Here is an 11,697-nt window from a genome sequence, read left to right as displayed (position 1 = left end):
GCGGGCCCTCCCACGGCCGTCAGACGGCGTTCCGGGATTCGATGCCCCGCCCCCACCCAGATCAGCGTTGAGCGGCCCCGAGCCGCGCATTTCGCGAGCCCCCACCAGGAAGGAGGGGAGCGTGCTCCCCATCGAAGACCGGAACCGAGTCCACGAACGCCTGCTCACCTTCGCCGAGACCGACGACCGCATCGTCGGAGCGGCCCTCACCGGCTCGCGCACCGTCGGCGACGCCGACCGCTGGTCGGATCTCGACCTGGTGCTCGCGGTCCGCGACGAGCCCGCCGACGCGGCGGACTCCTGGACGAAGTGGTTGTACGACGAGTTCGGCGCGCTGCACCACTGGGACCTGTCATCGTCCCCCCGGATCATCCGCGTGTTCCTGCTGCCCGGCTGGCTCGAACTCGACATCACGTTCGGCCCGGAGAGCGAGTTCGGCCCGCGAGGACCGCAGTGGCGAACTCTGTTCGGTCAGGCGCGCTCGCTGGAGCCCTTCCCGGCGCCCGACCGCGACACCCTGATCGGCCTGGCCTGGCACCACGCCCTGCACACCCGCATCTGTATCGAACGGGACCGCCGCTGGCAGGCCGAGCACTGGATCGGCGCCCTCCGCACGCACATCGTCACGCTGGCCTGCCTCCGGCTGGGCCTGCCCACCGCGCACGCCAAGGGCGCCCACCTCCTGCCGGAGGAGCTGACGACGCCGCTGGAGCCGACGCTCGTACGCTCGCTCGACGGAACCGAGCTGCGACGGGCCCTCGGCGCCACGGTCACGGTGCTGCTGGACGAACTGGAGCGCACCGATCCCGGACTCGCGGCCCGGCTCGCCCCCATGTTCACCCAGCTGACCAGCCTCTGAGCAGGCCGCGCCCCTTACGAGCTCAGCCGGCCTCCAGGACGAAGAACAGGAAGCTCGGGCCGGTGGACAGGGCGCGGAACTCGTCGGGGAACAACTCGCGGGCGGCCGGCAGGGGCTGCGGCTCGCTGATGACGGCCAGGCGGAAGCCGGCCGCGGTGAAGGCGTCGGTCATCGCGTGCACCGGCCGGTGGTAGAAGCTCATTGGGACGGTCCGGCCGTCCATGGTCCACTCTTCCGTCCAGTTGTAGGTGGTGAGATAGCGGACATCGCGCCCGGCCTGGCGCTGCGTCACGTGGACGGCGAAGGGATGGTCGACGGACACGATCAACCGCCCGCCGGTCCGCAGCACGCGCCGCAGTTCCGCCAGAGTCGGCCCCCAGTCCTCCAGGTAGTGCAGCACCAGGGACGCCATCACGTCGTCGAACGCGTCATCGGGGAACGGCAGCGGCTCACGCAGGTCGGCCAGCCGCAGGTCCACGCCGTCACCGAGCCGCCGCCTGGCCAGCTCCAGCATTCCGGCGCTGCTGTCGACGCCGGACACGACGGCGCCCCGGTCACGCAACTCCGCGAACAGCGGTCCCGAGCCGCACCCGGCGTCGAGGATCCGCCGGCCGGTCACCTCCCCGGCGAGGGCCAGGATGGCGGGCCGCTCGTAATAGGCGTTCGCGATGCCGTCCTCGTTCAGGGCCGTGTACGCCTCGGCGAGGCGGTCGTAGTCGTTGACCCGGGCTCGACCTGATCTTCGGGGGCGGTAGGCATGGGGGCCATCCTGGCTTATCCGGAGGACGTATGCGTACAAGATCGGGCCTATGGATGGCGGCGGAGGTGTCGCCGCCGCCCGTCTTCACCCCCCGCCGCAATAGCGCGGCTCCGGAAACTCGGAGCCGCGCCGGAGCGGCGGTCGTCAGGCGATCGGCTGCTGGGTCAGCCCCAGATCGGTGCCCTTGGGCTCCTTGACCGCCGTGACGGCGACCAGGGAGATCACGCACAGCGCCATGATGTAGACGCCGACGGCGAAGGCCGAGCCGGTGCTCTGCACCAGGGCCTGGGCGATCGTGGGGGCGAAGGCGCCGCCCAGGATGGCGCCGAGCGCGTAGCCGATGGCCGCGCCGGAGTAGCGCACCGATACGGGGAACATCTCGGCGTACATGGCCGACATGGGCCCGTACGACAGGCCCAGGCCAATGGTCAGCACGATGATCGCAAGCGTGAAGAGCCAGATGTCGCGGGTCTCCATCAACAGGAAGAGCGGGATCATCCAGACGAACACGAGCCCGTAGCCGATCTGGAAGGTGCGGACCCGGCCGATCCGGTCCGACAGCGCCCCGCCGTACAGGGTGAAGACGAGCCAGCCGACCGATCCGGCGACGGTGGCGAGCAGGACGGACGGCCGGGACAGGCCCAGCGTGGTGGTGCCGTAGCTGATGAAGTAGGCGATGATGAGGTAGCCGGCGGCGTTGTTGGCCACGAAGATCAGCGCGGTGAGCACCACGTTCTTGCTGTTGCTCCGGAACAGGTCGCGCAGCGGCGCGGAGGAGGTCCTGGTGCGCTGCTGCAACTCCTTGAACACCGGGCTCTCATCGACGGCCCGCCGCACCAGGTAGCCGATGACGATCAGGGTCAGGGAGAGCAGGAACGGCACCCGCCAGCCCCACGCCTGGAACTGTTCCGGGGTGGTCACCGTGCTCATGATCCACAACACGCCGGTCGCCAGGATGAGGCCGATCGGCACGCCGATCTGCGGAAAGGCGCCCCACCAGCCGCGGCGCTCGCGGGGCGCGTGCTCCACCGACAGCAGGGCGGCGCCGCCCCATTCGCCGCCCGCGGAGAAGCCCTGGAGGATGCGCAGCAGGATAAGGGCGATGGGCGCGGCCACGCCGATCGTCTCGTAGGTGGGCAGCAGGCCGATGAGGGTGGTGGCCGAGCCCATGAGGAGCAGGGTCAGCACGAGCATGCGCTTGCGGCCGAGCCGGTCACCGTACCGGCCCGCGAGGATCGCGCCGAGCGGCCGGAACAGGAAGCTGATGCCGATCGTGGCCAGCGAGATGAGCGTGGCCAGGCCCGGGGCCTGCTCGTTGACCGGGGCCAGGAAGAGCGGGCCGAACACCAGGCCGGCGGCCTGGGCGTAGATGAAGAAGTCGTACCACTCGATGGTGGTGCCGGCCAGGGTGCCGGCGAGGACCTTGCGGTCGTCGCGCGTCATGGCGCGTGGCTCACTCGTCACGATGGGACTCCGTTCCTTACTTCGGGGGGTCAGGTGGCGCACTCCAGCGCCATCAGGGCGGATTCGCAGGGATGCCGGGCGTGCAGGAGGCGGCGTCCACCACGATGGGCAGCCTGCCGCCGTCGGACCATTCCCAGGCACGACGTCCTCGCCGCTGCCGTGGTCGTGCCCGCCGCGTCGGCCGCCCCGCCGCACAGCGTGCCCTCCATGACGGTCATACCCGTGTTCATGCCCGCCTGGCCGGGCGCGAAGTTGTTGCGCCATGTGGTGACCCGCAGCGGTTCGCGCCGTGGCCGGAGTGAGCCCGAACTGACGCCGGGCCACTCCGGCAGAGCAGGGGGTCATCTGGCGATCCTCCTGGTGGGGGCGTCACAGGGACAAAACCGAGTGGGACAACAGTGCGGGAAAGCCGCACGTGACTCAATGTCTGATCCGACCCGAATATCCACAATGTGGTGTCGGATCGCACACCTGAACAGAGGACGGCACGATGACGCTGGGGACCCTGCTCGACACGCTGCGTCCTGACCTGGCCGCCCACGGGGTGGCCGGGCAATAGGCGAGCCTCACCACCAAAGCCGCCTGAGAATGGGAGCGATAGATGGCCCATAGAGGCGATAGTTGGCCACGATGAGTGGGCGAGCCCTGCCCGGATGTGTGAGCCGGATCACGATAGGTGGAACCCGCTCACGTTAGTTGGAACCATGATCGCGATCGTTGCTCTTCGAGCTGCGATTCCCGGGTTGTTGGCAGCTGCGGTTGGGGCGGCTCAGGGTGTCATGCCTTGGTTATGGTTTCTCTCGTGGGAACCGAGCATCCTCTTGTGCGCGACGTCTTCCCGGAGCTTGTCACCGAACTGGTGGCGTTGCTCGAGGAGGAGGGCGAGCGCGAGCTTGCCATCTGCGCGTGGGACCTTCGCCTGGTGGCCGAGTGCGGCTGCGGCGACGACTTCTGTCAAAGCTTCTGCACCGAGGCTCATCCGCAGGGTCAACCCTATGGACCAGGCCATCGATGCGTCCCCCTCATTCCCGCGAAGGGAATGCTCAATCTCGACGTCGTCAACGGGCAGATCATGTATGTCGAGGTGATCGACCGGCCTCCGCTGCATGATCATCGAAGCGCAGAGCCGATGAATCCGTAACCCCGCAGTCTCTCAAGATCAACTAAGCTCTATTGCCAAGCGCATCGGGCACCGCTGCCGATCGCTGTGGCTCAGTTCTTCACTGTCCGTCGATCGCAAGAATCGATTCCAGAAAGCCTGAGAACTCCCGTCCGGTGCCAACTGCCGTGAGAAATCGGTTCCAACAGGCGTGAGCCGGTCCTCTTCAATCCCAAGGTCACGACCCCTCACCGGTTCCAACTATCGTGATCGGGCTCAATTTCGTCCGCGTGGCAGATGGCATCGAAGGTCTGGTCCACCTCGGTGAACTGGCCGCCACGACTGTTGAGGCATCAGGCGACGTGATCCAGATCGGCGACGAGGTCACCGTGATCATCACTGAGGTCGACTTGCGGCGACGTCGGCTCGCCCTGTCGCGCTACCAAGCCGCCGAGAAGACCTGGGACCTTCCGCCAACCGCACCTGGGAATCCGTGCGATCCCGCAGGCTGATCTGTCCCCAGCCGCCATCTATGGCTGGTGGTCACACGGATGAGTCGAGGCGGTAGTTGTCACATAGGCAGGCTTTATGTCACCTGTGACTGTGGGATCGGATCGGCCAGGCCCACGGGGTGGGTCGCGGGCTCGTACCTTCCAGTCAGCGGGTGCGGTTCTGCTCAGGTCCGCGGGTTCTTGCGGGCTCGTTCTTGGCCGGCCAGGAACTTGTCGAGCAGCTCGAAGAGGACGTCGGTGACTTGGGTCTCCTCTTCCGGAGTGAGGTCCGGTCTGATTCCTGCCTCGCCGAGGGCGATCTGCTGGATCTGAGCCTCCCAGACGAGGTTGGGGCTGACGTGATGGCGGGCCGTCAGCCATTCGCGCCAGCCGTCGAGCCCGGGTCCGCCATGTCGGCGAGCAGCTTGGTCGTAGCCGATCAAGAAGGCTGTCACGCGCTCCAGCGATGGGCGGCCGATGAACATACCGGTGCGCGTGGCGAACTGGTTGAAGTATTCGCGCTCGCTCATGTCGGTCAGGTCAGTCATCCTCGGATTCTCTCCGGCGAACTCCCGTGCAGGCTATGACCTCGGTGGCGTCCTGCGTGAGGAACAGGATGTAGGTCCAGGTTCGGTCGGCTGAGGTGATGGAGCCGAGCCGGATCGGGGATTGATCGAGGCTGTTGAGGGTGTTGACCGTCTGAAGAAGGGCCTGGGTTCGGGCACCTTGCTTCGTGGTGAGGCGGAGTCGTCGTCCGTAGGTCGTGGCCAGCTCGGATGCCGGCACGTCTCCGTCCCAGATGGTGAACTGGCCGTTGTCGGCGAGAGCGGCGCGGGCCGCTCTGCATGCTCCGTTTGTTGTGTCGAGGAGCATGAGGAGTTCGTCTCGATTCAGCGGTTGCTCCACTGGCAGGGCTTTATGGGTGGTGCGGATGTCAGCCGAGGCGTTGTTCGCGATCTATTGGGCCTGGCGTACGGCTGGGACCTGGCCCACCGGCACCGTGCACAGCACGCCGATCCCCGGCAGGCGTGGGCGGACCGGGCGATCCTTGCCGCGCGAGCGCGGCAAGGATCGCCCCGACGCCGCCGGTGCCACTTGTTCGTCATACCGCAGCCGGAACGTCTTCACCTCGGTCAGGGGGTTGCGTCGTTGCCGCCATTGTTGAGCCAGGCCCGGGTGGCACCGTTTGTGGGGTCGACGACGAGGTAGTCATCGCGGCCGTCGCCGGACAGGTCGGCGAGGTGGACCTCCACGGGGAAGCCCATCGCCACGCCGTAAGCAACCTTCCTCTTGGCGGACCACTTGTTGTCGAAGCCGCCGAGGTTCCTCCAGCCGTACAGGGCATTGTTCTCGCCGGGGTCGCGCAGGACGTAGTCGGCGCGCCCATCGCAGTCAAGGTTCGCGAAGAGCGTCCTCTGCCCGGCCTCGACGGGATCCTGCGGGCTGGCGAGCACCCCCTGCGCGGCCCAGCCACCACCTCCAGGCGCGTCGGTGCCGTTGTTCTTCCACGCGTGAACGGAGTGGCCGGAGGCCACGATCAGGTAGTCGTCGTCGCCGTCCCCGTCGATGTCGGCGAACTGCACCTCTCCCTCCTTCGCCAAGGCGGGACCCTGGGCGATGACGCCGAGGCCGGTCCAGGCGGTGATGCCCTTGGTGAGAACACCGTCGTTGCGCCAGCCCCGGACCCGGCCGTTGGTGCCGTCCACGACGAGATAGTCGTCGCGGCCGTCGCCGTTGAAGTCGGCGAACACCACACGTTCGTCCGTGCCCGGGGACACGCCCTCGGCGACCCTGCCCACCTTGATCCAGGCATTGGTCCCCCTGGTGGCGACATCGTCGTTGCGCCAGGCCTCGACCTCTCCCTCGGGTCCGACGAGGACGTAGTCGGCGTCACCGTCACCATCCAGGTCCGCGAAACGCACGCTGCGTGCGTTGCCGGCGGCGTCGCGCTTGTGGTTGCCGTAGACGCCCCGCTGCTTGAAGCCGTTCTCCTTGTCCTCCCGCGTGGCGACGTCGTCGTTCTCCCACAGGGTCACGGTGCCGGCGGAGCCGATCACGAAATAGTCGGCGTCGCCGTCCGTGTCGGCGTCGGCGAACTGCACCGTGCCCTCGATGCCGGTTCCCGTCGCGATCCTGCCGATCGACTTCCAGCCCTCGCCCAGCTTCTCCGCGACGCCGTCGTTGAGCCAGGCGTCGGTCGACCCGTCGCTGTGCACGATCAGATAGTCAGCGTGCGCATCGCCGTCCAGATCGGCCAGGCGGACCTTCGAGCCGGGGTTGCCGGTTCCCTCCGCGATCTGGCCCAGCTTCTTCCAGGCACTCCTGCCATTGGCGAACACATCGTTGTTGACCCATGCGTCAATGGACCCGTCGTCGTGCACGATCAGGTAGTCGGCGCGCGCATCGCCGTCGATGTCGGCGAACTGAACCTCTTCACCGCCGCCCTGGCCGGTGCCCTCGGCGATGACACCCATCGGCTGCCAGGCCGTACCGCCGTTGACCGCGACGCCGGCGTTGCGCCACGCCTCGGCCGCCCCGTCGTCGTGCACCACCAGGTAGTCGGCATCACGGTCACCGTCGATGTCGGCGAAGCGCACCTGCGCCCCCCGGCCCTCCACACCGTTGCCGTCGGCGGCCTTTCCCCGGTTCTCCCAGCCGTCTGCGGTCCTCGTCCACAGGTACACCGCACCGGTGCCGGTGACGATGGCGTAGTCGGTGCGGCCGTTGCCGTCGAAGTCCGCCAGTTGTACCCGGCCCTTCACGCCGGCACTGGAACTGTCCGGGTTGATCGGGCCCTGCGCGATCCGGCCCAGCTCCGTCCAGCCACCGCCGGCGCTCGTCGCACAGACGTCGGGCAGGTGTGGCACGCTCGCCGGCTGAATCACCCAGCGCTTGTCCACCATCGCCTTGATCGCTTCGAACCAGCGATCCGCCATGAAAGCGTAACCGGGATCGTTCGGGTGCAGGGTGTCGCGGAGCATCGACTCGGTCATCGGCCCGAAGTCCGCCAGAACAATCTTCTCCCCGCGAGCCTGCCGTGCCTCCACCAGGGAACGTACTTCCTCGTTGTAGGCGTTGCGGCGCTCCATCGCCGCGGCATCGTTCTTCACCGGTACGAGCGTCGCCACGACGATCGATATCCCCGGTGAGCCCGCCCGCACTCGGTCGATCAACTTGCCCAGCCGGAACGGAGCCTCCGCGACGGACCCGCCCTTCTGGTAGTAGACGTCGTTCGTGCCCGCCATCAACGTCATCACGTTCGGACGCATCGACACCGCGTCCGCCGCCGCCGGACCTGCGATCTGATCGATCACCCAGCCCCGGTTCCCGTCATGCTGCGGATCGGACATGTCTCCCGAGGAGCTCGAGCCCACGAAGTCGGGGTGGAACCCCTCCCGGTCCAAGGCGTCCCACAGCATCTTCCGGTAACCGTTGTCGTCCGACGACCCCACGCCGTACGTGATCGAGTCACCCACCGCCATCAGGCGCACATCTGGCTTCACCGGCCCGGGATTGTCAGGGTCCACCGGCCCGGGATCGTCCGGGTCCACCGGGCCGGCATCCCCCTTGACGTCCTCGAACCGCCAGGTGTACGACTCCTTCCGCATCTCCATATCCCAGAAACGTCCGGTGGCGCCCCTTCGCGGCCCGGCGGTCATGGGTTCGCCGGCGTCCGGGTTCAAGAGCTTCCCATCGGAGATCGACCACTCAGACTTCTGATTCTTGACATCGCACGAGGTGAAGACCACGCTGGCATACAGATCATTCGAGGTGCGCCCGATGCATTCTCCGCCTAATTTCAGCTGGTACGTGCCGGATCGCCAGCCGAAATGAATCCGGACCTCCTCATCTTCTTCCCAGCCGGCATATGAGGACAGGCGCGGAAAGTCACCGAACCCGGCGCCTCCATTGATGAGGATCCGATCCGCTTCACCGTCTGCCGCGAGCCAGAACCGGTAGGAGCGTCCGGGAACCGGGGCGTTGCACTCCCCGTCATCCGCGGCTCTCTGGGCCGCCGGCACAGGACGACAGCCCCCTTGCCGAATGAACAGGACCGGATTGTGATTTGACGGATAACCGCGGCGTTCGGCTCTCATCGTCTCCATGGTCTCGTTGCTGGCGAATGCCCAATCGGGCTCGTTTCCGCTCCGGAAAGTAGGTTGATTCGTCCGAATGATGTGCCCTTCCACGTTGTCGGGCATCAGGCTGGGATTGCGGTTGAAGTCGGCCAGCACCATGTACTCGGCGAGCGGCGAACGGTGCGCCATGAACTGGCGCGCGGTCTCAAGAATATCCTCGGCGTTGTTCCTTGTGGTGTCCGCACCCATCGAGGCGGCGTGGGCATTGAAGTACCACTCATCACCCACCTGGACGCCGAACATCACTCGGGAATCGATCCGGCCGCCCACTACCATCCACGCCGCGTCGCGGGCCTGCTCCCGGGTCACAATGGCCAGACCATTGCGCTGCTGCCCTGGGTTAACCCAATAAATGTAAACTTCGTCCCGCCTCGTGGCGGTTCCTAAGTTCCACCTGAACTCGGTGACCTCGCCACCGGCGAATTGCTGGCCTGTCTGTTCGGCCGCTGTGTGCGGATAGTTGCCTGCTTCCTGCAAAGACAGGACCTCTACGGCATCGCCGTCATTGCTGAGGCTCCCCAACATACGAGGGACGGTCGATGACCACCGCGACTCCGACGAACCGTCCGTACCGTCGGCTCGCCCATCCATGTTCCACGAGGCAGTGCGCCGATCGGCCGCTCCCGCCGCCGCCACCGGCGGCGCGGCGACCGGCCCGACGGCCAAAAGCGTCGCCACCAAACTCATCCCGACGATGTGCACCATGAATCGCCGCGCCTGGTTCGAAAAATGGAATAAGCGTGGTCGACCCAATGATATCTGAAAGGGGAATATGCCCCTCATCTTGTCTCCATTCGCTTGTTCTGGTTCCACGTCACAATTCGCGCATACCGACGAACCGTGACGACTCGCAGCTGAACTGAAGATGAACCCTTCCTGTTCCGAAACCTCCTGCGGGCGCCCGTGATCCGTCGCCTGCCATCTCGCGGCACCTCAGATGCCACGAGGTGCAGCCACACGAGCAACTGAGGGTTACCGACCTGTTCACTGCGGTCGGCAGCATCACATGCCTCGGGCTGCCACCGCATCGGTGAAACCTGCCTATTACGTTGTTCTGGCGGTCAGAGGAGCGCGAGGTGTCGCTTTGATCCGGAGCGCCGGGTTGGGGCGGCGCCTGTCGTCACCATGGTGGTGATGTGGCGTGCGGCGAGGTGGTGGATGCGGGGTTGGAGGGCGCGCATCGGGCATCGTTCCGCCAGCGAGGATGCCGGGGGCCAGCGCGGCGGTCATGGCGCCCTTCCCGCAGCAGGCCGGAGCCGGGAATGTCGACGCCGACCAGAACGAGGGTGACGTGCATGCTCAGGAACGCGCGGATCTGGTCGAGCACGTCCTGGTCGTCGGCGCGGTGCATGCGCAACCGGGTGATGTCGTCCAGCACGGAAGGTTGGCGTGCGTCGCGGCGCGGTGTGTGCCGACCGGCCGATGTTGATGATGGGCCGCGTCAACCGGCAGCCCGACGCCGCGCTGGGCGTTCATCCGACTGGCGCCCGGCGATCCAGCTCTACCTCCTCGTGCCCGTCTTGGCGTGCTGCTTTGCTCCGCAGTCGCATCACACGCTCAGGTTGGGGCCAACTGCGAGCCCAAGGGGCAACTGTCGTGCTCAGCCACACCGCCGAGGACTCGGAAAGGTTGAGGTGGTGTTTCTGGATTGTTACTGGAAACAACAAATAGGGCCCCTTCGCCCTCTTCCCATGGGCTCGATCCCGGAATACGTTGCCGCAAACAACATTCATCCGGGCCCCTCCGGAAGAAAGGACCCTGCATCATGCGCAAAGGGATCCTCAGCCTGACCGCCGCGGCAGCCGCGCTCGCGCTCGGTCTCACCGCCTGCGGGGGCGACAGCGGTCAGACCACGGCGACTTCGTCGGCCCCGGCCTCGGGAGCCGCCAAGGCGGGCAAGATCGGCGTCATCCTGCCGGACAGCAAGTCCTCCGCCCGGTGGGAGACGGCGGACCGCAAGTACCTGCAGGAGGCGTTCACGGCGGCCGGGGTCGAGTACGACATCCAGAACGCCCAGAACGACAAGACGGCGTTCCAGACCATTGCCGACCAGATGATCACTAATGGCGCCACCGTCCTGATGATCGTGAATCTGGACAGTGGCACCGGCAAGACGGTCATCGAGAAGGCCAAGTCGCAAGGCGTGGCCACCATCGACTACGACCGGTTGACGCTCGGCGGCGGCGCCGCCTACTACGTCAGCTTCGACAACACCAAGGTGGGCACGTTGCAGGGCGAGGGCCTGAGCAAGTGCCTGACCGACAAGAAGGCCGAAAAGCCGATCGTGGCCTACCTCAACGGCTCGCCGACCGACAACAACGCCACCCTGTTCAAGGACGGGTACGACGGCGTGCTCAAGCCCAAGTTCGACGCCGGCGAGTACGTCAAGGGCCCCGACCAGGCCGTGCCCGAATGGGACAACACCCAGGCCGGCACCATCTTCGAGCAGATGCTGACCGAGCAACCGAAGATCGCCGGCGTGCTGGCGGCCAACGACGGTCTCGGCAACGCCGCCATCACCGTGCTGAAGAAGAACAACCTCAACGGCAAGGTGCCCGTCACGGGCCAGGACGCCACGGTCCAGGGCCTGCAGAACATCCTGGCGGGCGACCAGTGCATGACCGTCTACAAGGCGGTCAAGAAAGAGGCCGACGCCGCCGCCAAGCTCGCGGTCGCGCTGGCCAAGGGCGAGAAGCCCACCGCGAGCGGCAGCGTCAAGGACCCCGAGACGGGTCAGGACGTGCCCGCCGAGCTGATGGACCCGCAGGCCATCTACGCCGACAACGTCAAGGACGTGGTGGCCGACGGTTACGTCACCAAGGAGGAACTGTGCACGGGTGACTTCGCCGCCAAGTGCACCGAGGCGGGAATCCAATAACACTGCA

11 protein-coding genes are annotated in these 11,697 nt (G+C 66.6%); 4 read left to right on the top strand and 7 right to left on the bottom strand.

Annotated features, from left to right (window positions below):
* Window positions 1-121 precede the first annotated feature (121 nt).
* Window positions 122-859, top strand: coding sequence for an aminoglycoside 6-adenylyltransferase (locus tag AB0I81_RS08235; protein ID WP_360651959.1), 738 nt, complete (start codon window positions 122-124; stop codon window positions 857-859).
* A 22-nt stretch (window positions 860-881) separates the two neighbouring features.
* Here the strand turns inward: AB0I81_RS08235 and AB0I81_RS08230 are convergent, their stop codons facing one another.
* From AB0I81_RS08230 to AB0I81_RS08220, 3 genes are all read right to left on the bottom strand, one after another.
* Window positions 882-1,637 carry a class I SAM-dependent methyltransferase gene (locus tag AB0I81_RS08230; protein ID WP_360652066.1) on the bottom strand — a complete coding sequence of 252 codons (756 nt, stop codon included), beginning with the start codon at window positions 1,635-1,637 and terminating at the stop codon, window positions 882-884.
* Between the two features lie 126 nt (window positions 1,638-1,763).
* Entirely contained in the window at window positions 1,764-3,062 is a 1,299-nt protein-coding gene (locus AB0I81_RS08225) for an MFS transporter (protein WP_360652063.1), read from the bottom strand.
* A 50-nt stretch (window positions 3,063-3,112) separates the two neighbouring features.
* Complete coding sequence (locus AB0I81_RS08220) at window positions 3,113-3,301, bottom strand: hypothetical protein (protein WP_360651956.1); 189 nt, start codon at window positions 3,299-3,301, stop codon at window positions 3,113-3,115.
* 584 nt (window positions 3,302-3,885) lie between these two features.
* On the opposite strand from AB0I81_RS08220, the gene AB0I81_RS08215 reads away from it, so the two are divergent.
* Window positions 3,886-4,224 (top strand): hypothetical protein, encoded by a 339-nt coding sequence (locus AB0I81_RS08215; protein WP_360651953.1) that lies wholly within the window; start codon window positions 3,886-3,888, stop codon window positions 4,222-4,224.
* Between the two features lie 248 nt (window positions 4,225-4,472).
* Window positions 4,473-4,694: a S1 RNA-binding domain-containing protein gene (locus tag AB0I81_RS08210; protein ID WP_360651950.1), complete on the top strand. Its 222-nt coding sequence runs from the start codon at window positions 4,473-4,475 to the stop codon at window positions 4,692-4,694.
* Window positions 4,695-4,858: 164 nt separating this feature from the next.
* On the opposite strand, the gene AB0I81_RS08205 is transcribed toward AB0I81_RS08210, so the two are convergent.
* From AB0I81_RS08205 to AB0I81_RS08190, 4 genes are all read right to left on the bottom strand, one after another.
* A complete protein-coding gene (locus AB0I81_RS08205) occupies window positions 4,859-5,221 on the bottom strand; it encodes a hypothetical protein (RefSeq protein ID WP_360651947.1) in 363 nt (120 codons plus the stop codon).
* Entirely contained in the window at window positions 5,214-5,579 is a 366-nt protein-coding gene (locus AB0I81_RS08200) for a hypothetical protein (RefSeq protein WP_360651944.1), read from the bottom strand. Before AB0I81_RS08200 ends, AB0I81_RS08205 begins: the two co-directional genes overlap by 8 nt.
* A gap of 227 nt (window positions 5,580-5,806) precedes the next feature.
* Complete coding sequence (locus AB0I81_RS08195; RefSeq protein WP_360651941.1) at window positions 5,807-9,517, bottom strand: FG-GAP-like repeat-containing protein; 3,711 nt, start codon at window positions 9,515-9,517, stop codon at window positions 5,807-5,809.
* Window positions 9,518-9,932: 415 nt separating this feature from the next.
* Window positions 9,933-10,190 carry a hypothetical protein gene (locus AB0I81_RS08190; RefSeq protein WP_360651938.1) on the bottom strand — a complete coding sequence of 86 codons (258 nt, stop codon included), beginning with the start codon at window positions 10,188-10,190 and terminating at the stop codon, window positions 9,933-9,935.
* Between the two features lie 387 nt (window positions 10,191-10,577).
* Here AB0I81_RS08190 and AB0I81_RS08185 point away from each other — a divergent pair, with 387 nt between their 5' ends.
* Complete coding sequence (locus tag AB0I81_RS08185; RefSeq protein WP_360651935.1) at window positions 10,578-11,690, top strand: substrate-binding domain-containing protein; 1,113 nt, start codon at window positions 10,578-10,580, stop codon at window positions 11,688-11,690.
* Window positions 11,691-11,697 lie beyond the last annotated feature (7 nt).

The organism is Nonomuraea sp. NPDC050404 (assembly GCF_040655495.1).
GTDB lineage: Bacteria > Actinomycetota > Actinomycetes > Streptosporangiales > Streptosporangiaceae > Nonomuraea.
Note: the sequence above shows the minus strand (reverse complement) of the source record. Positions and strands in the feature narration are given on the sequence as shown.

Excerpts from the sequence above, each read along its gene's own strand:
- AB0I81_RS08225 (WP_360652063.1), bottom strand. The coding sequence starts at position 3,062 with ATGACGCGCGACGACCGCAAGGTCCTCGCCGGCACCCTGGCCGGCACC.
- AB0I81_RS08220 (WP_360651956.1), bottom strand. The coding sequence starts at position 3,301 with ATGACCGTCATGGAGGGCACGCTGTGCGGCGGGGCGGCCGACGCGGCG.
- AB0I81_RS08205 (WP_360651947.1), bottom strand. The coding sequence starts at position 5,221 with ATGACTGACCTGACCGACATGAGCGAGCGCGAATACTTCAACCAGTTC.
- AB0I81_RS08195 (WP_360651941.1), bottom strand. The coding sequence starts at position 9,517 with ATGGTGCACATCGTCGGGATGAGTTTGGTGGCGACGCTTTTGGCCGTC.
- AB0I81_RS08185 (WP_360651935.1), top strand. The coding sequence starts at position 10,578 with ATGCGCAAAGGGATCCTCAGCCTGACCGCCGCGGCAGCCGCGCTCGCG.